29 protein-coding genes are annotated in these 24,466 nt (G+C 47.5%); 28 read left to right on the top strand and 1 reads right to left on the bottom strand.

All coding sequences use genetic code 11. The features are described 5' to 3' along the window. Positions 1-13: 13 nt before the first annotated feature. From BSEL_RS15230 to BSEL_RS15155, 17 genes are all read left to right on the top strand, one after another. Complete coding sequence (locus tag BSEL_RS15230; protein WP_013173894.1) at positions 14-1,207, top strand: phage major capsid protein; 1,194 nt, start codon at positions 14-16, stop codon at positions 1,205-1,207. A 10-nt stretch (positions 1,208-1,217) separates the two neighbouring features. Further along, entirely contained in the window at positions 1,218-1,439 is a 222-nt protein-coding gene (locus BSEL_RS15225; RefSeq protein WP_013173893.1) for a hypothetical protein, read from the top strand. Positions 1,440-1,450: 11 nt separating this feature from the next. Continuing rightward, positions 1,451-1,753, top strand: coding sequence for a head-tail connector protein (locus tag BSEL_RS15220; protein ID WP_013173892.1), 303 nt, complete (start codon positions 1,451-1,453; stop codon positions 1,751-1,753). Between the two features lie 2 nt (positions 1,754-1,755). Continuing rightward, positions 1,756-2,085, top strand: a complete 330-nt coding sequence (locus BSEL_RS15215; protein ID WP_013173891.1) for a phage head closure protein — start codon at positions 1,756-1,758, stop codon at positions 2,083-2,085. After that, on the top strand, positions 2,075-2,443 hold the full coding sequence (locus BSEL_RS15210; RefSeq protein ID WP_013173890.1) for an HK97-gp10 family putative phage morphogenesis protein: 369 nt from the start codon (positions 2,075-2,077) through the stop codon (positions 2,441-2,443). The genes BSEL_RS15215 and BSEL_RS15210 overlap by 11 nt, the downstream gene beginning before the upstream one ends. Further along, positions 2,440-2,784, top strand: coding sequence for a hypothetical protein (locus BSEL_RS15205; RefSeq protein WP_013173889.1), 345 nt, complete (start codon positions 2,440-2,442; stop codon positions 2,782-2,784). Before BSEL_RS15210 ends, BSEL_RS15205 begins: the two co-directional genes overlap by 4 nt. Further along, on the top strand, positions 2,772-3,344 hold the full coding sequence (locus BSEL_RS15200; RefSeq protein WP_013173888.1) for a major tail protein: 573 nt from the start codon (positions 2,772-2,774) through the stop codon (positions 3,342-3,344). The genes BSEL_RS15205 and BSEL_RS15200 overlap by 13 nt, the downstream gene beginning before the upstream one ends. Positions 3,345-3,362: 18 nt before the next feature. Next, positions 3,363-3,662, top strand: coding sequence for a phage tail assembly chaperone G (gpG, locus tag BSEL_RS15195; protein ID WP_013173887.1), 300 nt, complete (start codon positions 3,363-3,365; stop codon positions 3,660-3,662). Positions 3,663-3,673: 11 nt separating this feature from the next. Further along, entirely contained in the window at positions 3,674-3,829 is a 156-nt protein-coding gene (locus BSEL_RS17890; protein WP_013173886.1) for a hypothetical protein, read from the top strand. Between the two features lie 45 nt (positions 3,830-3,874). Next, complete coding sequence (locus tag BSEL_RS17635; RefSeq protein ID WP_013173885.1) at positions 3,875-6,580, top strand: phage tail tape measure protein; 2,706 nt, start codon at positions 3,875-3,877, stop codon at positions 6,578-6,580. Beyond that, positions 6,577-7,287 carry a distal tail protein Dit gene (locus tag BSEL_RS15185; protein ID WP_013173884.1) on the top strand — a complete coding sequence of 237 codons (711 nt, stop codon included), beginning with the start codon at positions 6,577-6,579 and terminating at the stop codon, positions 7,285-7,287. The genes BSEL_RS17635 and BSEL_RS15185 overlap by 4 nt, the downstream gene beginning before the upstream one ends. After that, positions 7,287-8,684, top strand: coding sequence for a phage tail spike protein (locus BSEL_RS15180; protein WP_013173883.1), 1,398 nt, complete (start codon positions 7,287-7,289; stop codon positions 8,682-8,684). The genes BSEL_RS15185 and BSEL_RS15180 overlap by 1 nt, the downstream gene beginning before the upstream one ends. Continuing rightward, positions 8,681-9,736, top strand: a complete 1,056-nt coding sequence (locus tag BSEL_RS15175) for a hypothetical protein (protein WP_013173882.1) — start codon at positions 8,681-8,683, stop codon at positions 9,734-9,736. Before BSEL_RS15180 ends, BSEL_RS15175 begins: the two co-directional genes overlap by 4 nt. A gap of 22 nt (positions 9,737-9,758) precedes the next feature. Beyond that, positions 9,759-10,202 (top strand): phage holin family protein, encoded by a 444-nt coding sequence (locus BSEL_RS15170; protein ID WP_013173881.1) that lies wholly within the window; start codon positions 9,759-9,761, stop codon positions 10,200-10,202. Next, positions 10,168-11,169 (top strand): peptidoglycan recognition protein family protein, encoded by a 1,002-nt coding sequence (locus BSEL_RS15165; protein ID WP_013173880.1) that lies wholly within the window; start codon positions 10,168-10,170, stop codon positions 11,167-11,169. The genes BSEL_RS15170 and BSEL_RS15165 overlap by 35 nt, the downstream gene beginning before the upstream one ends. A 73-nt stretch (positions 11,170-11,242) precedes the next feature. Continuing rightward, a complete protein-coding gene (locus tag BSEL_RS15160) occupies positions 11,243-12,400 on the top strand; it encodes a recombinase family protein (protein WP_013173879.1) in 1,158 nt (385 codons plus the stop codon). Beyond that, entirely contained in the window at positions 12,363-13,769 is a 1,407-nt protein-coding gene (locus tag BSEL_RS15155) for a recombinase family protein (protein ID WP_013173878.1), read from the top strand. The genes BSEL_RS15160 and BSEL_RS15155 overlap by 38 nt, the downstream gene beginning before the upstream one ends. Positions 13,770-13,808: 39 nt before the next feature. Here the strand turns inward: BSEL_RS15155 and BSEL_RS15150 are convergent, their stop codons facing one another. Next, positions 13,809-14,678: a helix-turn-helix domain-containing protein gene (locus BSEL_RS15150; protein WP_013173877.1), complete on the bottom strand. Its 870-nt coding sequence runs from the start codon at positions 14,676-14,678 to the stop codon at positions 13,809-13,811. A 190-nt stretch (positions 14,679-14,868) separates the two neighbouring features. Here BSEL_RS15150 and BSEL_RS17815 point away from each other — a divergent pair, with 190 nt between their 5' ends. The 11 genes from BSEL_RS17815 (at position 14,869) to BSEL_RS15100 (ending at position 24,442) form a co-directional block, all read left to right on the top strand. Further along, on the top strand, positions 14,869-15,018 hold the full coding sequence (locus tag BSEL_RS17815; protein ID WP_013173876.1) for a hypothetical protein: 150 nt from the start codon (positions 14,869-14,871) through the stop codon (positions 15,016-15,018). Between the two features lie 46 nt (positions 15,019-15,064). Further along, on the top strand, positions 15,065-15,337 hold the full coding sequence (locus tag BSEL_RS17810; protein ID WP_013173875.1) for a hypothetical protein: 273 nt from the start codon (positions 15,065-15,067) through the stop codon (positions 15,335-15,337). A 194-nt stretch (positions 15,338-15,531) separates the two neighbouring features. Next, complete coding sequence (locus BSEL_RS17630; protein ID WP_083769613.1) at positions 15,532-15,867, top strand: transposase; 336 nt, start codon at positions 15,532-15,534, stop codon at positions 15,865-15,867. Between the two features lie 196 nt (positions 15,868-16,063). Further along, positions 16,064-16,558, top strand: a complete 495-nt coding sequence (locus BSEL_RS15145) for a hypothetical protein (RefSeq protein WP_013173874.1) — start codon at positions 16,064-16,066, stop codon at positions 16,556-16,558. Positions 16,559-16,579: 21 nt separating this feature from the next. Then, positions 16,580-17,248, top strand: coding sequence for a hypothetical protein (locus tag BSEL_RS15140; protein WP_013173873.1), 669 nt, complete (start codon positions 16,580-16,582; stop codon positions 17,246-17,248). A 114-nt stretch (positions 17,249-17,362) separates the two neighbouring features. Then, on the top strand, positions 17,363-17,890 hold the full coding sequence (locus BSEL_RS15135) for a transposase (protein ID WP_049773683.1): 528 nt from the start codon (positions 17,363-17,365) through the stop codon (positions 17,888-17,890). A 294-nt stretch (positions 17,891-18,184) separates the two neighbouring features. Beyond that, positions 18,185-18,697 (top strand): hypothetical protein, encoded by a 513-nt coding sequence (locus tag BSEL_RS15130; RefSeq protein WP_013173872.1) that lies wholly within the window; start codon positions 18,185-18,187, stop codon positions 18,695-18,697. A 223-nt stretch (positions 18,698-18,920) separates the two neighbouring features. Next, a complete protein-coding gene (locus tag BSEL_RS15125; protein ID WP_013173871.1) occupies positions 18,921-20,093 on the top strand; it encodes a recombinase family protein in 1,173 nt (390 codons plus the stop codon). After that, positions 20,056-21,492 (top strand): recombinase family protein, encoded by a 1,437-nt coding sequence (locus tag BSEL_RS15120; protein ID WP_013173870.1) that lies wholly within the window; start codon positions 20,056-20,058, stop codon positions 21,490-21,492. The genes BSEL_RS15125 and BSEL_RS15120 overlap by 38 nt, the downstream gene beginning before the upstream one ends. A gap of 1,326 nt (positions 21,493-22,818) precedes the next feature. Further along, positions 22,819-23,004: a hypothetical protein gene (locus tag BSEL_RS15110; RefSeq protein WP_013173869.1), complete on the top strand. Its 186-nt coding sequence runs from the start codon at positions 22,819-22,821 to the stop codon at positions 23,002-23,004. Between the two features lie 323 nt (positions 23,005-23,327). Further along, positions 23,328-24,442 (top strand): IS3 family transposase gene (locus tag BSEL_RS15100; protein ID WP_095522123.1). Its coding sequence is split into 2 segments (ribosomal slippage): positions 23,328-23,577 and positions 23,577-24,442, totalling 1,116 coding nucleotides; the frame shifts between segments, so codons are not numbered across the junction. The last annotated feature ends 24 nt before the right edge of the window (positions 24,443-24,466 follow it).

The following is a 24,466-nucleotide window of genomic DNA, read 5'->3' as shown; positions in this document are numbered from 1 at the left end:
TGGAGGGATTCAGATGAATCAAGCAATGGCATTACGAGAAGAACGAGCGAAGACGTGGGAGAAAGCAAAGGCGTATCTCGATGAAAACAAGACAAAGGAAGGGCGCCTCTCCGCCGAGCATAAAGAAGTGTATGAACGGATGGAACAGGAGATCACCGACCTTGGGAAAGACATTGACCGTTTGGAACGATACGAGGCGATGGAACGGGAACTCTCGAAGCCGATCAATGAACCAATGACGACAAAACCGCAAGGAGCTGGTCGGGATAAAACCGGACGGGCTTCTGATGAATACCGCCATTCCTTTTGGCAAGCGATGCGAAAGCAAGGCGGCTATGAGGTCCAAAACGCCCTCAAGATTGGCACGGATTCTGAGGGTGGCTACTTGGCACCAGATGAGTTTGAACGCACCTTGATTGAAGCCTTAGAGGAGGAGAACATCTTCCGCTCCATGGCGAAGGTGATCACCACATCCTCAGGTGATCGGAAAATTCCAGTCGTCGCATCCAAAGGCACAGCGTCCTGGGTGGATGAAGAAGGCGCGATTCCGGAGTCCGATGATGCGTTCGGCCAGGTCTCAATTGGGGCGTATAAAGTGGCGACGATGATCAAGGTTTCCGAAGAGCTTCTGCATGACAATGTGTTTAACCTGGAATCGTATATCGCAAAAGAGTTCGCCCGCCGGATTGGGGCCAAGGAAGAAGAAGCGTTCTTCACAGGAGATGGCACCGGAAAACCGACGGGCATTTTTCATGAAACGGGTGGCGGACAGGTTGGGGTCACCGCAGCTTCGGCCACAGCGATCACCGTTGATGAAATCATGGATCTGTTTTACTCGCTCCGCTCTCCGTACCGAAAGAAAGCGGCCTTTGTGACGAACGATTCAACGGTGAAGTTGATCCGTAAGTTGAAGGACGGAAACGGGCAGTACCTCTGGCAGCCGTCGATTCAGGCCGGCCAACCGGATACGATCCTCAATCGCCCTGTGAAGACATCGGCGTATGTGCCAATCGCCGAAAGTGGTGCTAAGTCTATGGCCTTTGGCGACTTCGGATACTACTGGGTCGCGGATCGCCAGGGGCGTTCGTTCCAGCGATTGAATGAGCTGTATGCGGTGACAGGGCAAGTTGGCTTCCGTGCGACGCAGCGGGTCGACGGCAAACTAATCCTCCCAGAAGCAATCAAACTCTTAAAGCAGAAAGGCTAGGTGAAGACGGATGGCGAACGTGAAGAATTATCAAGTCCAGGGCGGTGAGCGTCTGATCATTGGCGGCACGATTGAAGTGGAAGGTGAAGGCAGTATCCTCGTCGATGACGTGCCCTTTGGCCCGGCAGAAGCACAAGCCCCAAGCACGGCGGATACTGTGGAAGGTTTGCGGGATGATGTGAATCTCTTGATCACGAAGCTGACAGCCGCAGGACTGATCAAGACTGACTAGGAGGTGAGGGCATGGTTCTCTCATTGGAAGACGTCAAGACTTACTTGCGTGTGGACGGTGATGAGGAAGATGCCCTCATCACATTTTTGATTCAGGCCGCGACAGAGCTATGCGAAGAGATTCTCCGTTATGAGATCGAGGATTTGTCTCAGGAACCCGCCATGGTGAAAAAGGCGATATTGTATGGGATCGCCAACATGTATGAGAAGCGTGAAGGGACATACTACTACCTCCGTGATGAAGGCGGGGGCATTGAGGATACGATGCGGATGATGCGGATCTTCTTAAGCGGCCACCGGAAAGCGGGGTGGTGAGGATGGATATTGGCGAGCTAAGGCATCGCATCACCCTAATGTCGAAAAATGTCGAAACGAATGCAAATGGATTTGAGGTCGTCACGTGGCAAGAGGTCGATGAAGTCTGGGCCCATGTGGCGAACTTAACCGCACGGGATTTCTTTTCTGCGTCCCGTGTACAGATGCAACACACGGTCTTGATCACCATTCGCTATCATCCGGATGTGGATGCATCACTCAGGATCCGGTTTCGGGAGAAGGTCTACCGGATTACCGGGATCGATCAGAAACAGTACAAAAACCGGTTCATGGAACTGAAAGCATTGGAGGTGGACGAGGATGAAGGTTGAGATGACGGGCATGGATGAGGTGCTGCGTAACCTGGACGCCATGGGGCAGCGAGGCAGACGGATTGAGAACAAGGCGCTGCGTGAAGCCGGCAAGATGGTCCAAGAAGCGATCCAAAAGGAAACGCCTGAAGATAGTGGAACCTTAAAACGCAGTATCCAAGTCTCCAACGTGAAAACGAAAGACGGGATGAAACATGTCCTCGTCGGCCCGGATAAAACCGGCTGGTACGGCTCCTTTGTCGAGTTCGGGACGGTGAAGATGCGTGCCACACCCTTTATGGGAAGAGGCTATGAACAGGTGAAAGGCAACGTCATCACCACCATCCTACTTGAGATGCGAAAGGGGATGGGCTTATGAGGATTCATGAACGAATCACGTCAGCTCTTCACGATTTGAACGTTCCTGTATCTTTTCAAACGTATCAGGGAAACGCCAAAACCTACGTGACATTCTTTCAATACATGGAACAGCCCAGCCTGCATCAAGACGATGCGATTGGGTTGTCCGTTCATTATATACAGATCGATCTATGGTCCAACGGTGACTACCTGGACTTGGACGCGTTGATTCAAACGAAGATGGAAAAGGCCGGCTTTCGCTTTTTAACCGGCTATGACCAGTACGAACAAGACGTGAAGATGTACCACAAAAGTTTACGATACGCATTTGAAGAGGAGGGAGCCTCATGGCACAAGTAGGATTAAAGGATTTACATGTGGCGATTTTAGTGGAGGACACGAAAGATGCCCTGGAGTATGAACTGCCGGAGAAGATGATCGGCGGGATCAACGCCACCATCAACCCGACGGTGAATACGCAGGAGCTCTACGCCGATGATCAGCTCTGGGAGTCGGTGTCGGCGTTAGGGAAGATTGACGTGGAGATTGAGACGGCAGAGTTGGCGTTAAGTACTCGTGCCAAGATCGGCGGGCATACGATTGAAGACGGGGTGTTGATTGAGAAGGCAACGGACATTGCCCCGCACCTGGCACTCGGGTTTAAGAGCATTAAGTCCAACGGCAAGTACCGGTATGTGTGGTTGTTAAAAGGCGTCGCCGAACCGATGGCCGAAGACTATGCCACCAAGTCCGACAGCATCGAGCATAAGACGCCAAAGCTCAAGTTCACGTTCATGCCACGGGCGAAGGATAGCCAGTGGAAACAAACGGCGGATGAAGACGGGGACGGCTTTTCTGGGGAAGAAACGTGGTTTGAACACGTACCAGGCGACACAACGATTGAAGATACGGGTGTATAAAAAGGAGGAGCATAAGACATGCATGTAACATTAACGATCAATCAGGCACCGCGCACGTTTCAAAACGGGATGGTGAGTGCGCGGATGCTCAGGCGTACGATTGAGATCACGCAGACGATGGACTTCGACAACATGAGCGTGGATGACTTGGATACGATGGTCGGCTATTTGGTCGAGCTCTTTCACCATCAGTTCACCATCGATGACGTCTATGACGGACTGGCTTCGAAGGATCTGATCCCAACGCTCATCGCCTGCATTAATGAAGTGGTGGGGGATATGAGTGACGCGACGACAGGTGATGAAAAAAACGTGTAACGGGGGCGCCGATGACCCCAAGGCAATTCATCGATCAGCTGTACTTGTCCTTGCTCGAACAAGGGTGGAAGCTGCCGGACATTGATGCGATGGATATCTTTTATTACTTGCACCTGTTGAAGGTGAAAGGGAAGACCCAACAAACGTATATCGAAGATGTGCTGTAACACCTGACACGGGTGTTTTTATTTTGGTTTCAGGGAGGTGAGCGGATGGCAGACGTGGGGCAGTTACATGTGAAAGTCGGGCTCGATAGTACCGGGTTCCAAAACGGGATCGGGAAATTGAACCAGGAAATGCGCAAGGTCCAGTCGGAGTTTAAGCTCGCCTCCTCCCAGATGAGCAAGCACGGATCTGGGCTGGATCAGTTGAAAGTGAAGTCAGACTCGTTAACGAAACAAAAGGAGATCCAGCGCCAGAAGGTCGAAGCCTTGAAAGCCGCTCACGAACGCTCCGTGGAAACCAAAGGGGCCGATGCGAAGGCGACCGGGGATTTGGAGATTAAGCTGAACAATGCTCAGGCGGCACTTGAAGGTATGGACCAGGAGCTTGCGAACATCAACAGAGAGATCGAGATCCAATCATCGAGCTGGTACGAACTTGGTCAAACGCTCGAGCCAATCGGACAGAAAATGCAAGACGTCGGGAAACGGATGGAGACGATCGGTCAGGACCTCACTAAGAAAGTCACCCTGCCGATTGTCGGGATCGGGGCCGCCGCAGTGAAGATCGGCTCGGACTTTGAAGCGGGGATGAGTCAGGTGCAGGCCATTTCCGGAGCCTCCGGTGACGAGTTAGATCGGTTGGCAGAAAAGGCAAAGGAGATGGGCTCGTCGACCAAGTTCAGTGCCACCGAATCGGCGGAAGCGATGAATTACATGGCGATGGCGGGTTGGGACACGTCACAGATCATGGGTGGCTTGGACGGGGTGATGATGCTTGCCTCAGCCAGTGGTGAGAGCCTGGCCTCGGTTTCAGATATCGTGACGGATGCGTTGACGGCATTTGGTATGGAAGCGAGCGAGGCCGGGGACTTTGCCGATCTCTTAGCCAGTGCGTCGAGTAATGCGAACACGAACGTCGGCATGCTCGGGGAGTCGTTCAAGTATGTGGCGCCGCTGTTTGGCTCGTTAGGCTATTCATCGGAAGATGCGGCTTTGGCCCTAGGGCTCATGGCAAACGCCGGGATTAAGGGCAGCCAGGCCGGTACGTCCCTTCGTGGTGCGATCACACGGCTCACGAATCCAACTGGAGATGCGGCGGCTTTGATTGAAGATCTCGGCATTCAGATGACCGACGCCCAGGGGAATATGTTGCCATTTGATGAAGTCATCGGCCAGCTCCGTTCCTCGTTCGGCGGCCTCACGGAGGAACAACAGGCCCAATACGCGTCGACGATCTTTGGCCGGGAAGCGATGAGTGGGATGCTTGCCATCATTAATGCGACCGAGGATGATTACCAGAGTCTTACCGATGCAACGCGGGACTACAACGGTGCCGCAGGTGAAATGGCCGAAGTCATGCAGGATAACCTGCAAGGGCAGCTCACCATTTTGAAATCACAACTTGAAGGCGTGGCCATTGAGATCTTTGAGATCCTCGTCCCGCACCTCAGAACGATGGTCGATTATCTTCAACGGGCGGTGGAATGGTTCTCGAACCTGAACCCCGGCACGCAAGAAGCGATTGTGAAGGTGGTGGCCTTGGCTGCGGCGCTTGGTCCGGTGTTACTGATCGGCGGGAAAATGGTCGGCACCGTTGGTACGTTAATCAGTTTGTTCTCCAAATTCTCTCTCGCCATGGCCGGAAAGACGGCAGCGGTTGGCGGTGCGGCCACAGCGACAGGTGGCTTAGTGGCGGTGAAAGGGATGCTCGCCGCGGCATTTACAGCATTGACCGGTCCGATCGGGATTGCCGTCGCGGCGATTGTCGGGATCACGGCCGTCGGTGTCGCCTTGTGGCGGAACTGGGACACGGTGAAAGAGAAGGCGGGTGAACTCGGGCAAGCCGTCAGTGAACGCTGGTCGAATCTGCGTGAGCGAACAAGTGAAGCCTGGGGCAACATGACGGAGAACATCCGAGAGCGTTGGTCGGATATCGGGGAACGAACCTCGGAATCCCTCTCGAGTATGCAGGATCACATGAGCACGGGCTGGTCGAATTTGCAGGAAAACACCCGTGAACGCTGGGCCGGGATTCGTGAGAACCTATCCGAATCCTGGGGGTCCATGTGGTCGAATACGACAGAATCGCTCGCCAATATCAGGGAGCGGGTCGGTACCTCGTGGCAAAGTGTCCGGGATCGTACCTCTTCAACATGGGGTGAACTCCGTTCCAATACGTCATCTTCTTGGTCTGACATGCAAAGCAGTATTGATCGCCATGGTGGCGGGATTCGTGGCGTCATTGGCAGCTACACCGAACGCTACAAGTCCACGTGGCGAAACGCCCTCGGGCAGATGGATACGATGACGGGAGGGAACTTCTCAAACATTCGCTCACATGTGTCGAATGCGTTCAGTCGGATTAATGAATCGATCCGCGACGGGATCAACCGGGTCCGTGAATGGAACAGTACCTCTGTGAAAGAAAAAGTGTTCAGTATCACCGAGCGGGTACGGAACATCTTCAGTAGTAGTGGTTCGGTGGCGAAGAACTTCAGTGGCACGAGCTTCTTCCCTGGTGGCATGACGATGGTCGGGGAACTGGGGCCAGAGTTGGTGGAGTTACCTAGAGGATCGCGGATCCATAACGATGTGGAAACGAGTCGCATGATGAATGGGGAGAACCAAGCCAATCAAGGACTGTCCATTTCCATCGAGCAGTTCGTGAACAACTCGGATAAAGACATTGAACAGCTGGCGTATGAACTTGAATTTTACAGGCAGCGCATGACACAAGGAAGGGGGCGGGGATGATGCAATTCACGTTTGATGGCAAGAAGAGCTTTGATGATTTCGGTGTCGCGGTCTCGAAGCGGCCGATGATCCCGTCCCCGAAGCGGCGAGTGACGTTTATGGACATTCCCGGCCGTCACTCCAGCGTGCGGCATGATGAAGAGACATATGAGGACATCACGGTTTTAGTGGAGTGTAACCTTTCCAAGCGAACAGGCCCTTTACATGAGCAGGTGGATGCGATTAAAGCATGGCTCTTTGGAGCTGGTGAACAACCGCTTATCTTTAGCTATGAACCGGATAAAGCGTATCAGGCGCAGGTCGTGAACGCGATTGATTTTACCACCCACCTCAGGCAAGCCGGGTCGTTTCCGGTCCTCTTTCACTGTCGGCCGTTTAAGGTTGAAGCGACTCCAACAACATTGACATACCCGTCCAGCGGTCAAACGATTCAGAACCCTGGGTCAGTGGCAAGTGCACCGATCATCACAATTGTTGGCGGTGGCTCGGTTGATCTTACCGTGAATGGGCAGAGTACATCACTTATCGACGTGCAGGATAAGATTATCTTAAACAGCGACCTGCAGGAGTGTTACAACGAGGCGATCCAAAATGAGAACGAGAAGATGACGGGACCGTTTCCGATTCTCATGCCAGGGGCCAATACCATCAGCTGGTCCGGCAGTGTATCGCAAATAGACATCACACCGAACTGGCGGTGGTTGTGATGATCGTGTTGTATTCGAGGAAAGAATCCACTTTCACGTCGAATGGCATCGCGGTCTTGCATGAATGCCAGAGCTGCATCGTGGAAGAGAAGTTGAACGGATCCTATGAATTGAACCTGACCTATCCGTTATCGAAACGAAAGGCCAAGCTGATTGAACCGTTTCAGGTGATCAAAGCGGCAGGCCAGCTGTTTCGCATTTATCATGTGGAGAAAGACAGTCGCGGCCACCTGCTTCAAGTGAATGCCCGGCACGTCTTTTATGATCTCAGTTACGCCTTCATTGAAGAGCTGGTGATGGAAGACGTGACGGGGCAAGGCGCTGTGAATGCGATTATGGCTGAATACGACGGATCTCAACCGTTCAATGTGACAAGCACCATGACCGATACACACAGCCAATACGTCCGAGAACGAAGTGTGGCCGATGCTTTATTTTTAGTGATCAATCGCTGGCGGGGGGAGTTGTATCGGGATAACTTCAACATCAACCTTAAAGAAGCTACGCCGAACGATCAAGGCGTGACCATCCGGTACGGCAAGAACATCGCCGGGATCAAAGAGCGGATCCAGACGGATAAGGTTTTAACCGCCATTTACCCTGTTGGTGCCAATCGCCTCACGCTGCCGGAGAAGGTCTTAACGAACGCCCAATGGGACAGTGCCCAGTACCCGGATTTCAAGATGGTGAAGAAGGTGGGCTTTCAGGAAGCGGAAGATGAAACGACACTCCGCGATCAAGCCTACGCCTACCTGCAGGAACATGCCTCTTTGGGCGTCCATTATGACGTGGATCTGGTTCAACTGGATGAAGCCAAAGCATACCAGGGCTTCGGGCAGCTCCTGCAGGTGAACGTTGGGGATACAGTGACCGTCACGCACGACCTGTTGGGGATTGATTTCAAGATCAAAGTCATCAAAGTGGCAAGAGATCTGTTAAATGGGATCAACACAAAGGTGGAACTGGGTGAGCCTTTGTATACCTTGGACCGATACATGGAGGAATTCCGTTCGTCGGTGGATGAATCAATCGAGAAGGTGGATAGCTCCATCGGAGGAATCCAGCATCAACTCGACGACCTGCATATCTCCTATACGATCGTGAAAAACCTGACGGTCACAGCTGATCAAATCCAAGTCACCTATGAAGTAGAGAAAGGCAGTACGCACCAGTTCAGCGCGAACTATGATTTCACAACGGACGGCTCTGGCAAGATCACGAGCATTCAGTTGGACGAAGTGTTTTCTGAGTTGTTGTTAAAGGAAGTGTCTGTTTTGGATGTTGGTTCCACGAGTTTTGATATCACCTACGTTGACGGAACATCAGCCGTTTACAACTACACCACCGACGGCAGTGGCCGCATTTCAAGTATCGAAAGAGTGGAGGGAGGCGCATGACGTATCATGCAGGTTTCAATAACCCGTTAGCGATCTGGACGGCGTTTGGCGGCAAGGGTGAGATGGAGATGAGTATTCCCGTCCTCGGTTGGACGAAGCGGTACCGGTCCTATTTTGGTTATAGCAGCACTGGTGGCGAAACCCGCATCAGCGTTTTTGACAATGGGAACGCCCAGATCGCTGTGTACTACGCGAAAAATCCAAACATGTCGTACTTCAATCACAGCACCGGTGAATGGACGTTATCGCCTGTCACGTGGTGGAATCACGGAGAACCGGAGATTCTCCACGCGGCGGATGGCGTGTTCCTAGCGAAGATCACCGGTTTTGGGAACATCATTGCCTCCTTTGATGGCATCACATGGCACAATGCCGGTTACTGTACCGATGCCAGTAATGCGATGGTCGGCGGTGCATACGACGTGACGACGAATGCCGGGATCGTGACGTGGTGGAGTTCCGCCAAGCCGCTGTACCACACTTACGATGATTTGACGGAGAGGACCGAGTGGCCGCTCATTACCTCTGCGCCTGTCCTACGGTACGTGACGCATCACAAGGGCAGATACGTCGGAGTTGAGAGTGGCGATCGGGATCTCTGGACGGCGATGACGAACACGCCGGGGTTTTGGGCCATCGGCATTTCAGAAGACAGCCACGACTCGCGGTATATGTTCATCACGTCGGTGCATAACCGGCTGTTTGTAATGCGCTGGCGCCGGCCGAACAACGATGATTACGTCGTGACCCTCTGTGTGGTGAGCGATAACGTGTCCCAAATCACCGAGACAAACCTCGAGCATGTGGGTCCTCTTGCGGATAACCGCATCCCGAACCCACAGAACATCTTGTGGATGGCAAGTTGGGGGAAATACGTCCTTTTCAATGAAGGGACCATGCATCTTTCTGATGACGGGTTGTATTGGGAAGCGATACCTCAGCCGGGTTTAACGACGCAGCAATACGAAACGTTCGGCGGTGCCATCTATGTCCCAGGGCACGGCTTTTACATTAAAGGAAACGGCTATGTGTATGAGGCACTTCATGGCTGACGATGAGAGAGGAGAATGAAACATGGCACGAGAATTATGGCATTTCGCACAGGTGGCTTTGGTTGCCGTTGGCGGCTGGGTCGGTTGGTTGTTAGGTGGGGTAGACGGCTTTTTGTACGCCCTTTTAGTCTTTGTCATCATTGATTACTTGAGCGGGGTGATGGCGGCGATTGTTTACCGGAACCTTGCCAGTCAGGTCGGGTACAAAGGGATTTTTAAGAAGGTGATGATCTTTTTCATGGTGGGGATCGCGCACATGGTGGATAGTTTGGTGATCGGTGACGGTAGTGCAGTGCGCACGGCAGTCATCTTTTTTTATATCGCCAATGAGGGCATCTCCATCATTGAAAACGCCGGGCATATCGGCTTACCGGTCCCGGATAAGTTGAAGAAAGTCTTAGCACAGTTAAACGGAAAGGGGACGGATGACGATGAAACTGAACACCAGATTCATGACACGAAATGATTGTTATCAGGCAGGACGAAAAATCACTCCGAAAGGCATCATGATTCACTCCACGGCGACACCCGGTGTGATGGCAGGGGATTGGTTCTCAAGGTGGAACAAGTCATTCCGAGCAGGAGAAATCGGCCGCCAGGTCTGTGTGCATGCCTTTCTCGATGATAAGGAAGTGTGGCAGTACCTGCCGTGGAATCATCGGGGCTGGCATGCAGGCGGGGATGCGAACAATACGCATATTGGCATCGAGATCTGTGAACCTTCCGGTTTCTCGTACCGAAACGGTTTTCAGATGCAGGGCTATAATGTCTCGGCACAGTCGCCGTATTTCCGTAAGGCATGGCAAAACGCTGTGGATCTCTCGGTGATGCTCTGTAAGCAGTACGGATTAACGGAAAAGGACATTATCGATCATACGGAAGGGAACCGTCGGGGGATTGCCAGTAACCATGCGGACGTCGGCCACTGGTTCCCGAAACATGGCGAGTCCATTGCCAGCTTTCGAGCCGCAGTCGGTCGTGCCTTACGAGGAGGAGGGAGTACCGTGAATCGATCAACGTTTGAAGTGGGAGACGTCGTCGAAATTAAAGCCAGTGCGAGCCGTTATTATCCCGGTGGGCCAACGATTCCAGGCTGGGTCAAGACGGATTCGTATCACAAAATCACGCAGGTCCAGTCGCAAGGACGGCCTTATGTGAAAGGTGGCAAGACGTGTGTGCTTCTTGGCCGGAAAGTGGACAAGCGGAATGGCCGAGATACGACCGGCATCCTCACGTGGATTGACCGGGATCTGATCGAGCATGTGGATCCGGCCAAGCGTGGTGAACCGCCGGAACAGAAAGCGCCAGCACAGCCAACATCCGATACGATCTATCGCGTGCAGGTCGGGGCGTTCTCCGAGAAACGGAACGCGGAAGCCATTCTGCGGAAGGTGAAAGACGCAGGATTTGACGGGTTCATTCGGAAGGATTGAGGCACGTATCTACTTGACTCTATCCCTCTTCTGAGTGATGTATAGGATACAAAAAATGAAGGGGGACATCATCATGGGCTTTCGGATCATTCCAGCCAAACCAAAAGAATACCGGCTTCAAAGGGTCTGTGCGTATGTCCGGGTATCCTCGCAATTGGATGCCCAGGGCGAGTCATTCGACCAACAAATCACACATTACACCAACCGGTTTAAAGCGGATCCGACCGTCGAATTTGTCGGTGTCTTCAGTGACTACGGAGTGACGGGTACAACGTTGAAACGACCCGGCTTTCAGGCGATGATGGCCGAGGCACGAGACGGGAAGATCGACGTGATCTACACGAAAGCCATCTCCCGGTTTGCGAGAAACACACAGGCGATGCTCGAGAGCATCCGGGAACTGAGCGCTTTGAACGTCACGGTACGCTTTGAAAAAGAACAGCTGGATACAAGTACAGGGGACGGTGAGCTGATGCTGACGGTCCTCTCTTCTTTTGCCCAGGAGGAAAGCGAGAACATCAGTCAGAACCTACGCTGGTCGATTCAGAGGCGCTTTCAACGAGGCGAGCTCATCTTGAATACTGACCGATTCCTTGGGTATGCGAAGGTGAACGGCACCTTGACCATCATACCTGAAGAAGCGGCCATTGTAAGGCGCATCTTCGAAGCGTATCTGCAAGGCGAAGGCCCGCACCGGATTGCCAAGGCATTGAATGACGAGGGGATAGCGACGGTCACGGGCAAAAGATGGGGTGCCTCGAGTATTAATTACGTGCTACAAAATGAAAAGTATAAAGGCGACCTGCTCCAACAGAAAACGTACACGCCGGGAGTGCGGAAAGGAAAACGAAAGAACCAAGGTGAAGTGGAAGCCTACCTGGTGAAAGATCATCACGAACCGATCATATCAAAGGACGTATGGCAGGCCGTGCAAGAAGAACGTTTGAGACGAAGTAGAGGCCATCAGATGAACAAGCGCTACCCAGCGAGCGGCAAACTCCACTGCGGCAAATGCGGCGGGACGCTTCGAAGGCGAACTTGGAACAAAGGCAAAACGTGCGAGAGCGTTGTTTGGCAGTGTAGCACTTATATCCAACACGGCAAACAAGCCTGCGAGGGGACGATTGTGAAGGATCAGGCATTACCGAAGCTTGATTTTAATCAACGATGGATTGTAGAGGAGGAAACAGAGGATGGCCAAAACCATTACCGTTATACCCGCAAAACATAAAGGGTCAGAGGGACAGTCAACTGTTGCAAAAAAGCGCGTCGCAGCCTACTGCCGAGTTTCAACGGACCATGCCGAACAGCTCTCCAGCTATGAAGCGCAGGTGAACTATTATACCGATCATATTGAGAACCATCCCGAGTATGACTTGGCCGGGATCTATGCGGATGAAGGGATTTCCGGGACCTCGACGAAGAAGCGCGAACAGTTCAACAAAATGATTGAGGACTGTCATCAAGGGAAGATCGACCGGATCATCACGAAGTCCATTTCCCGGTTCGCTCGAAACACGCTGGACTGTCTGAACTATGTGAGGCAGCTCAAGGATCTGGGTGTAGGGATTATCTTTGAGAAAGAAAACATTGATACGCTGGACGCGAAAGGCGAAGTCCTCCTCAGCATTCTATCGAGTCTGGCCCAGGATGAGAGCCGTTCCATTTCCGAGAACGCCTCCTGGGGGATTCGCAGACGGTTTGAGTCGGGCCAAGCGCAGATCAACCATGCGAGGTTTCTTGGGTATGAGAAAAACAGCGATGGTGAGTTGATTATTATTGAATCAGAAGCAGACACGGTAAAGCGCATCTATTACGACTTTCTCGACGGTAAGGGATCTGTGCAGATCGCAGAAGAGTTGAAGGAAGAAGGGGTTCCGGGTTGGAACGGGGAATCGAAGTGGCGGGCGAGCACCATTGAGCGGATGCTGGAGAATGAGAAGTACAAAGGGGACGTCCTCATGCAGAAGACGTATACGGTGGACTTCCTCACACGAAAGCGGATGAAGAATGAGGGAGAACTGCCGATGTACCTGATCGAAGACAACCACCCGGCCATCATCGAGCGTGATACCTGGGAAGCAGTCCAGTTGGAGAAGCAGCGCAGGATCGCTTTCGTCGAAGAAACGGGCTCCAAAAAGATGACCTACAACGGTGACGACTACGTCTTTTTCGGCAAAGTCATCTGCGGCCACTGCGACAGTGCCTTCGGGAGACGAACGTGGCATGCGAATGATCCGAACGCCCGCCGACATGTCTGGCTCTGTAAGAATAGATACGTGAAAGGCGAGAATCGGTGCAGGGTGAAGAACCATCATGTGAATGACCTGGACTTAGCACCGGCGTTTATGGAAGCTTTGAATGAGTTGCTCAGTCAGAACAACATAAAAAAATGGACCGAGGCCGAAGAACAGGCGGATCCACTTCTCGCCTATAAGCTGGATCAGTTCATTGACTTAGCAAGGAACCAAAAAGGAGTAGTAGACTATCAACCGGAGCTGGTTCGACGATTCCTGGAACGTGTGGTGGTCGAAGATAAGCAGACGCTGCGGTTTCACTTCCTGGATGGGTCGGTGGTTTCACCAGTAACCTGCTCTTGATTCAATGATTTTGATGAAATGAAAGCAGTAGTCAAATCATCATTTTAGCTTGTTCATTTTTTCCTCGACGAAGGAGTGAAACTGGTCATGACCTTTGATGCGAAACAGAGTCAAAGCATAGTCAATGTTTGTCTGATAGGTTTCAATTCCAAGGTGATATTCACAAAGACCTGCGTGGTAATAGAGTTCTCCTAATGATTGCATCGTGTTTGTTTCAATACACATGCGAATACCAGCCTGGCAATGCTCAAGCGCATCCTGATACTGACCTTGTTTAATAAGCAATACGGAAACATTGAAGTAAAGGCGGATCAATGTGTCATAGGCATGCAAGAAATGGCTGTTTTTCAATTGTTCTTTTGCCTGATGATAAGCTGATGCCGCCTGATCAAATTGTTTAAGATTAAAAAAGAAATTCCCTTTACTCATCAACATATCTGCTTTCATTTTGATGCGGTCAATATGAGTCGATTGTTTTAATGTATCCAAGGCTTCTTGAAGAACGTGAAATGCCTCATCGGTTTGATTGTAAACATGATGATGAACCAATGCCTGAAGCCAACGTAAAAAAGCGATCATATGCGGCTCTTGAAAACTTGGTGCTGTTGCGTGTGTCTCTATTAGTCGTTCAATGTCTGTATATGCTCTGTTTGCTGCGGCACGTCTGACATCGTTGGTGAAGGATAACGTGTACAGATAATGGTCTTCGTTTTGATAGAGCTCAAGATTGCTTATGGAAATATTCAGGCGGGTACACAACTTGGCAAGTGTTGATGCATGAGGGGTAGAAGAGCCATTTTCTATTTTAGAAAGGGTAGAACGATCGCAAATGTCCTTAGCCAGAGCTTCTTGTGTAAGCCCCTGCTGCTCCCTTAATGATTTGATGGCATGACCGTACGATGAATGCATAGGATCCTCCTAATGAATATGTGGTTATGCAAAGTGAAAATATTCACACCGGTTCTCAATATCATTCGAATATACGAGCTTGTGGGATATCATCGAGCTGTATGCCGGTTTAAGGCTCATTTTGCGGTTTGATTATGTACAGCAAAGATTGTAATTTTTGGTTAATCAATTATTGAGGGGAGGCGAACAAATGAAAAAGCTGAAACGTATGATGAACATAGCACTAGTAGTAACATTATTGTTATTAACACCACTCTTTTCAGATGCATTGAACGGGGAACGATTTCAAGCATCTGATGATCATCTGCCAGTAGAAGATGATGTGGGGAAGTGGATTTAAATGGATGTGCTTTATTAAAATTCTACCATATGATTAGGCATTTATCGTGACCAAAAAAGTATATTTACTGACAATTTCAATGTTTTTTGTCACTAATTTGGCTGTTATCGCAGATGATGAAGGAGATAAGGAATATTCTAATCTTTCAGAATGGAAGGTTGCGGAGTTTGAAACCGATCATTGTTTTGTCGAAAATGAAGCATCGGGATTTTCTCCGTTTAATTTCGACACGGGTGGTGGAGGAACTTTAAGCGAGTCTTTAAGTATTCCCACAAACACTATTTATGTTGAAGGAAGGGATTTAAAATATGCATTGTAGATGGGGAATTTATAATTTTTAAAAAAGATGGACTACACTATTATACTCAAAAATGCTGAGCAAGGATGAATTCGTGAGATATCCGGAAATATTATTCACACTAGAGCAAACCTTTCGGCTACTTACCTGGGTGTTGAAAATATCTCATACGGTAATCGTATTTTTAACACAGCTGATCGAGATCCTTTATTCTTATGGGAGACTGTGTATACGGCAAACATGCCCAGTTGGATGATTACGAAAGGCAGGATCAACGTTTTGTTATTCGCTTTAGAGAGAACGTCAAATGCCATCGCCCTCAAGGGCTTCAATGTTTCATTCCAACACATTCGAACGTGACAGACGACATCACCTGTCAACTCGGCACGGAACAATCCCGAACCACACACCGGTTTCGGGTGGTCACATTCAATGACCACAAAGGTCACCCGATCCGTGTTGCAACGAACATACGTGATCTCTCAGCAGAGGCGATTGCATCCGTGTATCAGACACGTTGGCAAATCGAATCGTTCTTTCAATGGATCTAAGACCAGTTGAATGTACCGGTTCTGTTTGGTACGACGAAAAACGCCGTCTTTTTCACAACTGTTCGCCTGGCTGCAAGAACGGAGAACCAAGGGGTATTTATAAAACCTAAATTCTGGCAAATCAATGAACGTGTTAATGACTCTAAATAAGTTTTGATTCTTTCGGGCTTAAATATATTTTAGGAGGAGAATCTGTATGAAAAAATATTATTTAATGAGTATTTTAATGTTGGCTTTAGTTTTTTCTATTTCAATCAATCCAAAAGGTATTTCTGCTAATTATGTTAATGATAGTACTACAACAATTTTATGGGATGATTTGAATAACATTCCGGATACTGTTACAAAGCACATTCATTATAACCAAGATTATTCAATTAACCCTGATAATTCTGTTACGATCAATAGAAGTTCATCAATTTTTGGTGTTGATGACATGAATCATGCAAGCGCATTTTCTGGATTTGGCGCTGCTATTGAATATACTCGATTCGGATCAGTAGTAAACACCACTGACCCAATGTCTAGTTTTTATGAGCCATGGGCTTATTTTGATGTTAAAGATTCTCGTGAAGACACACAATCGAGAAGTTTTAATACGCCAATCTCAGCTGATCTATCCCATTCAATTATACTTAATAGTTTATATTCTGATAGTAATGTAAATTGGAAAAAAACAATCAGTTACTAAATAACAGTTGGAGGGAATATTATGAAGAAAAATTTATTTATTACTTGGATTATTATTGCTATTTTAACGTCAACATCTTTAAGCGTTGCAGCAAACGGAGATTGGTTTGAAAACCTAGGAGAAAAGTTAAATGATAACGAAACTTTGAGTCCTCCTAGTTATGAAAAACTGGAACTAAGTAATCATAATCAACTTGTTTATAGCTTTACTAATAAAAATGGAATGAATAAAAGTGAAGCTAATCAAATGGCATTGGAAATTCAATTAGAGAAAGCGGCCATATTTAATGAAGCTAAATCTAGAGGGTTAAGTGTTTCTAAGTCAGAGGCGCAACAGGCAGCGATGACAGAAAGAGAATTACTATTAAACGGCAAGTCAGCTAACAGTGAAGAAATGAAAGCTAAAGTAAATAGCTTTATTGAAGGTCTAGGGATATCAGAAGCTGAATATTGGGAGGATTATGTGGTAGAGGCAAAAAAAAATGTACTATTAGAACAAAAATTATTAGAGCATGAATTCAATAGAATTGAATTATCGAAAGATAACTTCAAGAAAATCCAAAAATTTCTAGATGAAATAACTGTAAGTTATATTAATGAACAGAAACAATCGATTGGTAATTTTGTAAAAGATATAGATCAAATTAAAGATGTTCAAGAATCAATTAACAAGATCACAGAAAAGAAATAGAATAAATCACGTCTGTTGATCGGCCAATAAATGGGACAGATATATAGAAAAGAAGACACCCTTCTGATAAGATGTAAAGTGACCAAGCCAACATCGTCAGAGAGGGTGTCTTCTATGAATCAGTTTATCACAATTTCCTCTTTAATTGATCAATTCATATCCAGAGAAGAACTTGAACAATTTTTTGAAATACGGCTTCCGAGGGCTCCTATTCACGGTGAACGTTCAGGAATCAAACTGCATGTCGCCTATACACCAGAGACCGGTATGAAAATTGAAGTCAAAGAGACCATCGGACGGGTCCACGATGGACCCGCAGGTGTATCTCTAGCCAATGCCTCCTTTATTCTTATGGGAGACTGTGTATACGGCAAACATGCCCAGTTGGATGATTACGAAAGGCAGGATCAACGTTTTGTTATTCGCTTTAGAGAGAACGTCAAATGCCATCGCCCTCAAGGGCTTCAATGTTTCATTCCAACACATTCGAACGTGACAGACGACATCACCTGTCAACTCGGCACGGAACAATCCCGAACCACACACCGGTTTCGGGTGGTCACATTCAATGACCACAAAGGTCACCCGATCCGTGTTGCAACGAACATGGCGACCTTTCAGCAGAGGCAATTACTTCAATAGTTCAGACACGTTGGCAAATCGAATCGTTCTTTCAATGGATCTAAGGCCAGTTGAATGTACCGGTTCTGTTTGGTACGACGAAAAACGCCGTCTTTTCTCAAATGTTTGCGGCATTGATGGCATACATTCTCGTGAAATGGATCTTTGAATGCGTTTCTGTTTCAGTATGTGAAAGTTGAGTTAATAAGTTCCAAATCAAGTTTTATTGATTAGCGCAACAACACTACAACGAATTCGTTTTTAATGGTTTTAAACTTGACTTTATGTAAGGCATGGTCATGGGAGGTTTTTTATATGAAACAATTTTCAAGGCTGATTTCTTTTACGTTATTAAGTGTACTTATGGCAGCTTGCCAAGGGAAAGAGCAGAACTCTGAATTAAAATGGGGGGAAACAGCCGAAACAGAAATGTTCGAAATCACCCCAACGGATATTCAAGTAAATCAAGATAGCAACGAAACTGAGTTTATTGATGTAGATGGGTCTGGAAAAGAAGTGATCATAGATTTGGAGATAAAAAATACTTCTGGTCACCTTGTAAAGATAGATAGAGATTTTTACTATCACTCATTCGGTGTGTTACATGAGGAAGAGGTTATGAAAGGTAGAACAACAATAAGTAGAATGGACATAGATATCATGCCTTTTCCAATTTATCAAGGTGATTTGGATGAAGAAGAGTCCATCGAAACGCAGATCATTTTATTTATGGATGTAGGTGAATTATTTAAATTCGTATTTGATACGGATCGACATATTGAAAATGAGAACTATGAAGTGAGTTGGAAAATAGAATCAAATTGGTAATAATACTGCCATAACTAAATATAGCCATTTTTAAGGGGGGGTTACAATTCCGCAAAAAGGGCGATGATTTCGCGGAATTGTATTGAGGTGTTCCACAATCACACGTGGAAGCGGTCACCGTGATGTACAGGGAAGACTGAAAGGCCGCGGTTTAAAGGGATTTTGAAAATAGGTAAGTAGATGAACGCTCTTCAGAGAGGATCCTGGAGGGCGTTTTTTTGCGTTGATTAAAAGCATCATGACGTTTCGGATCATTCCAGCGAAATCAAAAGAACAAACACGATTAAGAGTGTGTGCCTATGTCCGGGTATCCACGCAAATGGCAGCCCAGGGTGAATCGTTCGACCAACAAATCACGCATTATACGAACCGTTTCGAAGCGGATCCGGCTGTGGATTTTATGGGGGTCTTTAGTGACTACGGCTTGACGGGTACAACGGTGAAACGCCCTGGCTTTCAGGCGATGATGGACCAGGCACGAGCCGGGAAGATCGACGTGATTTACACGAAAGCCATCTCTCGCTTTGCGAGAAATACGCAGGCGATGCTCGAGAGTATTCGGGAGTTGCGGACATTGAACGTAGCTGTGCGATTTGAAAAAGAGCAAATTGATACGAGGACAGGGGACGGTGAGCTGATGCTGACGGTCCTCTCTTCTTTTGCCCAAGAGGAAAGCGAGAACATCAGTCAAAACGTACGCTGGTCGATTCAACGAAAATTCCAAAAGGGTCTCGTAGTCCTTAACACCGAGCGGTTCTTCGGCTATGAAAAAGTAGAGGGGATCTTAAAGCCCATCCCGGAAGAAGCCGAAGTGATCAAAAGCATCTATGATGCTTACCTAGAGGGACAAGGGACACACCGGATTGCTAAGAATCTGAATGAAGCAGGGGTGCCAACCATCTCAGGGAAACCGTGGCGAGAATCGAGCATCTTATACCTCCTTGAAAATGAGAAGTATAAAGGGGATCTCCTGCAACAAAAAACGTACACGCCGGGAGTACGAAAAGGAAAACGAAAGAACCAAGGCGAGGTTGAAGCCTACCTGATGGAAGATCATCACGAACCGATTGTCTCAAAAGACATGTGGCAAGCCGTGCAAGAAGAACGGTTGAGACGAAAACGGAATCACCAGATGAACAAGCGCTATCCGGCCAGCGGCAAACTTCACTGCAGCAAATGTGGGGGAACGCTTCGAAGGCGGATCTGGAACAAAGGAAAACCGTACGAAACGATCGTGTGGCAATGCAGCACCTATATTCAACAAGGGAAATCAGCATGCGAAGGAACGACTGTGAAAGACGAAGCGTTACCAAATTTAGACTTCAATCACCAATGGATCGTAGAGGAGGCAAACACAAATGGGGAAAACCATTACCGTTATACCCGCAAAGAGTAGAGAGACCGAAGATCAGACCACGGTACACAAAAAGCGCGTCGCAGCCTATTGCCGTGTTTCAACGGATCACGCTGAACAATTATCCAGCTATGAAGCGCAGGTCAAATATTACACGGACCACATCGAGAACCATCCCGAGTATGACTTGGCCGGCATTTACGCCGATGAAGGCATTTCCGGGATGTCCACGAAAAAACGCGAACAGTTTAACAAGATGATCGAGGATTGCCATCAAGGGAAGATTGACCGCATCATCACGAAGTCCATCTCACGGTTTGCGAGAAACACCTTGGATTGCCTGAACTATGTGAGACAGCTCAAGGACCTTGGGGTTGGCATCATCTTCGAGAAAGAAAACATCGATACGCTGGATGCGAAAGGCGAAGTCCTTCTCAGCATTCTATCGAGTCTGGCCCAAGACGAGAGCCGTTCCATCTCCGAGAACGCCTCCTGGGGGATTCGCAGACGGTTTGAGTCGGGACAGGCCCAGATCAATCACGCCCGGTTCCTGGGCTATGAAAAGAACAGCGATGGCGAGTTATCGATAGTGCCATCCGAAGCAGAGACGGTGAAGCGCATTTACCACGATTTTCTCGACGGCAAAGGATCTGTGCAGATCGCAGAAGAGTTGAAGGAAGAAGGCATACCGGGTTGGAACGGCGAATCGAAATGGCGGGCGAGCACCATTGAACGGATGCTAGAGAATGAGAAATACAAAGGCGACGTCCTCATGCAGAAAACCTACACGGTGGACTTCCTCACGCGAAAGCGCATGAAGAACGAGGGCGAACTGCCGATGTATTTGATCGAAGACAACCACCCGGCCATCATCGAGCGTGATACATGGGAGGCGGTCCAATTGGAGAAACAGCGGAGAATCGCTTTCGTTGAAGAAACCGGATCCAAGAAGATGACCTATAACGGTGATGACTACGTGTTCTTCGGCAAAGTCATCTGCGGCCACTGCGGAAGCGCCTTTGGCAGAAGAACATGGCATGCCAACGACCCGAACGCACGCCGACATGTGTGGCTCTGTAAGAACCGGTACGTGAAAGGGGAGAAGCGTTGCCGGGTCAAGAACCATCATGTGAATGATCTGGACTTAGCGCCTGCGTTTATGGAGGCATTGAATGAACTCCTTCGCCAAAACAACATAAAAAAGTGGCCTCAAGCCAAAGAACAAGCAGATCCACTTGTCACCTATAAACTGGATCAATTCATTGAACTGGCAAGGAAGCAACAAGGATTGAGTGACTATCAACCTAAGTTGGTCCGACGGTTCTTGGAGCGAGTGGTGATCGAGGATAAAGAGACATTGCGGTTTCACTTCCTGGATGGATCGGTGGTAGAAATGAAGGCAAATCGTTATGCGAAAGGGTGGAAGAACCGAATGAAATAAATAATTTTAACAAAATATAACGAAAGGAGGATGACTTTTGATTAAATACCATTTTAATCTATTTATGAGAAACGAAAGAAGGGGTGATCTTTTTTACTTTCAAGTTTTCACGATGTAGAAATTTGTGGAAAATTGTCGAATGTTCTTTTTTAGGCCATTTGTTGGATCAATCAGGCAGTCTGAAAAGGATGATAAAAAATGGTAAGGTGGATGTAATTCCAAATAAAGGCGGTGAGAGGTATGAGTGTTTATCATGATTCGGGTTAGGTAAAGTGGGAAGATAAAAACTTTGATTGTGGAATCTCTAAAAGAATCCGTTAAAAGAAAACCATTTACTAATCAAAGTTAGAAAGCGTCAGCTCGTGTGTTCAAACTACGTGCAATTGAACGATCTGTTCCTTTAATTCTTTCGTGAATTGTCTCGTTTGCCAGTTGTCATAAAAACAGTTCTCCTTGGTTTGTATTTGAACCAAGTGTAATGGACCTTAACGAATCTGTTCAACTAAGTGTAACTGATCCAACTTGCATCGAGTTCCGCCTAGGTCTACTATCTCTAGGATCGAGTGGCAGGATACTCAATCTGCGTCGAAATGAATCCGGCATCCAAAAAGGTCAAATCAGGATGTCGAATCGGGCAGAAGAAAACTCAGAACACTGTTGTTCCGCGTTGCCATGCAGTTGTCAGCTGAAAATCCAGCCTTTAAGAAACTGCATGATTATTATCGAAACCGATCTGATCATCTTTTGACCGGTAAACAGTCCCTGATTGTCCTTTGCGGCAAACTGATACGTATCTTTTTTGTGATCGGGATAAGAGAGTGTGATTTCGATAAAGAACGCAGGATTCGTGTTTAGAGACACACAGAAAGCTGCCTAAAGAGTCACTGATGTTGATCTCACGATAATAGGTTCAGTATCAATTATTTTGACAAATGAAGCGCGGAGAAGCTGGTTAATATTTCACTGTAAAGGCAAGATGACCCAGCAAAGGAGCATATCCAATCTCCACCTCATGGGCAGGATGAACGAAGGCATTTTGGAGCATAGACTCCGCGTGTCATGGGAGGTTACACCACCGTGAGTACTGTGGAGATCCGCTAGTGCGACCATATCAACCACCCATTAAATGGTATTATCACCCATTTTGATTGTTGGATGCATGTGTAATTTCCATATAATTAATATGGTGGTATAAATGTCTATTCGGCTTCGTGTATTGAAAACAGATGGTGCAGGAATTCGGAGATATCGTGAGATATTAGAAGTATTAATTATTTTATAGAGGGAGTGTTTATTTGTTGATTTTTAAGAATTAGGAGGGTTGTTGTGAAGACTAAATTATTTAGGTATCCTATGGTAGCAGCTTATGGAGGTATTACAGCAGGGCTTTTGGGAAGTATTGGCGACGGATTATTGGTAGGTATAGTGTATAGTTTGATTTTGGGATTGTTGTTTTATGTAGCAGTTTATTTCATAGAAAAGTTAATAGTAAACTATAAAAAGTCGGGGTGAGTGATATCACTTTTTGTTATAAAAAAGAAAATATAATGATTTCTGAATTTTCATTATATTAACAGAGTAATCAATGTATAATTTAGTTAATAAAATATTTATTGGAATTTAGATGTGGAGTTTTCATTTATGCGGTAAACATTTATCTTAGGAGGAGTTATTTAGATGAGAAAAACTATGTATTCATTATTGACTTTAGTGGTATTAGCTCTGGTGGCATCACCTGGTTTTGCTGGAGCAGAATGGATCGGTTACACTTAGTTGGACAGATTCGTTAAGGTCCCGTACACTTGGTTCAAATACAAACCAAGGAGAGCTGTTTTATGACAACTCGCAAACGGAGAAGTTTCACAAAGGAATTCAAAGAACAGATCGTGCAACTGCATCAAGCTGGCAAGCCCCGATCCGAACTCATCAAAGAATACGAGCTGACGCCTTCTGCCTTTGATAAATGGGTTAGGCAATACCAGGGTAGTGGATCTTTCAAGGAAAAGGATAACCGTACGTCTGTTGAAGAAGAGCTGTTACAGCTCAAGAAAGAAAATAAACAGCTGACCATGGAAAATGATATTTTAAAGCAAGCCGCGCTGATCATAGGACGAAAGTAAATGTAATCAAGGCTAATCGTTACAAATACTCGGTATCAGCAATGTGCGACGTCCTACAAATTGCAAGAAGCTCATTCTATTACGAATCCAAACGGCAAAATGAATCAGAGCAAGAAGAACTGACAGAATTGATCGTAAGCATTTTCATGAAGAGTCGTAAGATCTATGGTCAACGGAAGATCAAAGCTGAATTGAAAAGAGCTGGATGGACGGTGTCGAGACGCCGTATCAAGCGGATCATGGCTGAACAGGGTTTGGTATCAAAGTATACCGTAGCTCAATTTAAACCTTCAAAATCTAGCTGCAATGAATCCGAAACAGGCAACACACTGGACCGGAAGTTTGATCAGGACGACGAATTAAGCGTTGTTGTCAGCGATTTAACGTATGTCCGCGTGAACAAAGCATGGCATTATATTTGTGTATTAGTCGATTTATATAATCGTGAGATTATTGGGTTCAGCGCCGGGCCTCATAAAACCGCTGAATTAGTTCAAACTGCCTTTGCATCCGTCCCCTACAATCTAAATCGGATCGAGATCTTTCATACAGACAGAGGCACTGAGTTTAAAAATCACCTGATCGACCAGGCACTCGATACCTTCGGTATTACCAGATCATTGAGTGACAAAGGAACGCCCTATGACAATGCCGTAGCTGAAGCCACATTCAAGACCATCAAGATCGAATTCGTTCGTGGTGCGGTTTTTTCTAGCCAACAAGAACTTGATCTTGAACTTTTTGATTATGTGAACTGGTTCAACAATATTCGAATTCACGGATCATTGGATTATTTATCACCAGCTGAATACAAGTCAACGGGACCTTAATTTTTTTGTCCGATTTAGTGTTGA

The sequence above is a fragment of the [Bacillus] selenitireducens MLS10 genome, from assembly GCF_000093085.1.
Lineage (GTDB): Bacteria > Bacillota > Bacilli > Bacillales > Salisediminibacteriaceae > Salisediminibacterium > Salisediminibacterium selenitireducens.
This window is presented reverse-complemented; position numbering and strand designations above follow the sequence as displayed.

Coding starts and splice junctions, on each gene's coding strand:
- BSEL_RS15185 (WP_013173884.1), top strand. CDS start 6,577: ATGATGCAATTCACGTTTGATGGCAAGAAGAGCTTTGATGATTTCGGT.
- BSEL_RS17815 (WP_013173876.1), top strand. CDS start 14,869: ATGAAAAAGCTGAAACGTATGATGAACATAGCACTAGTAGTAACATTA.
- BSEL_RS15160 (WP_013173879.1), top strand. CDS start 11,243: ATGGGCTTTCGGATCATTCCAGCCAAACCAAAAGAATACCGGCTTCAA.
- gpG (WP_013173887.1), top strand. CDS start 3,363: ATGCATGTAACATTAACGATCAATCAGGCACCGCGCACGTTTCAAAAC.
- BSEL_RS15175 (WP_013173882.1), top strand. CDS start 8,681: ATGACGTATCATGCAGGTTTCAATAACCCGTTAGCGATCTGGACGGCG.
- BSEL_RS15155 (WP_013173878.1), top strand. CDS start 12,363: ATGGCCAAAACCATTACCGTTATACCCGCAAAACATAAAGGGTCAGAG.
- BSEL_RS15135 (WP_049773683.1), top strand. CDS start 17,363: ATGAATCAGTTTATCACAATTTCCTCTTTAATTGATCAATTCATATCC.
- BSEL_RS15200 (WP_013173888.1), top strand. CDS start 2,772: ATGGCACAAGTAGGATTAAAGGATTTACATGTGGCGATTTTAGTGGAG.
- BSEL_RS15205 (WP_013173889.1), top strand. CDS start 2,440: ATGAGGATTCATGAACGAATCACGTCAGCTCTTCACGATTTGAACGTT.
- BSEL_RS15150 (WP_013173877.1), bottom strand. CDS start 14,678: ATGCATTCATCGTACGGTCATGCCATCAAATCATTAAGGGAGCAGCAG.
- BSEL_RS15165 (WP_013173880.1), top strand. CDS start 10,168: ATGAAACTGAACACCAGATTCATGACACGAAATGATTGTTATCAGGCA.
- BSEL_RS15215 (WP_013173891.1), top strand. CDS start 1,756: ATGGATATTGGCGAGCTAAGGCATCGCATCACCCTAATGTCGAAAAAT.
- BSEL_RS17890 (WP_013173886.1), top strand. CDS start 3,674: ATGACCCCAAGGCAATTCATCGATCAGCTGTACTTGTCCTTGCTCGAA.
- BSEL_RS15230 (WP_013173894.1), top strand. CDS start 14: ATGAATCAAGCAATGGCATTACGAGAAGAACGAGCGAAGACGTGGGAG.
- BSEL_RS17630 (WP_083769613.1), top strand. CDS start 15,532: ATGGGAGACTGTGTATACGGCAAACATGCCCAGTTGGATGATTACGAA.
- BSEL_RS17635 (WP_013173885.1), top strand. CDS start 3,875: ATGGCAGACGTGGGGCAGTTACATGTGAAAGTCGGGCTCGATAGTACC.
- BSEL_RS15130 (WP_013173872.1), top strand. CDS start 18,185: ATGAAACAATTTTCAAGGCTGATTTCTTTTACGTTATTAAGTGTACTT.
- BSEL_RS15120 (WP_013173870.1), top strand. CDS start 20,056: ATGGGGAAAACCATTACCGTTATACCCGCAAAGAGTAGAGAGACCGAA.
- BSEL_RS15140 (WP_013173873.1), top strand. CDS start 16,580: ATGAAGAAAAATTTATTTATTACTTGGATTATTATTGCTATTTTAACG.
- BSEL_RS15180 (WP_013173883.1), top strand. CDS start 7,287: ATGATCGTGTTGTATTCGAGGAAAGAATCCACTTTCACGTCGAATGGC.
- BSEL_RS15220 (WP_013173892.1), top strand. CDS start 1,451: ATGGTTCTCTCATTGGAAGACGTCAAGACTTACTTGCGTGTGGACGGT.
- BSEL_RS15170 (WP_013173881.1), top strand. CDS start 9,759: ATGGCACGAGAATTATGGCATTTCGCACAGGTGGCTTTGGTTGCCGTT.
- BSEL_RS15210 (WP_013173890.1), top strand. CDS start 2,075: ATGAAGGTTGAGATGACGGGCATGGATGAGGTGCTGCGTAACCTGGAC.
- BSEL_RS15225 (WP_013173893.1), top strand. CDS start 1,218: ATGGCGAACGTGAAGAATTATCAAGTCCAGGGCGGTGAGCGTCTGATC.
- BSEL_RS15145 (WP_013173874.1), top strand. CDS start 16,064: ATGAAAAAATATTATTTAATGAGTATTTTAATGTTGGCTTTAGTTTTT.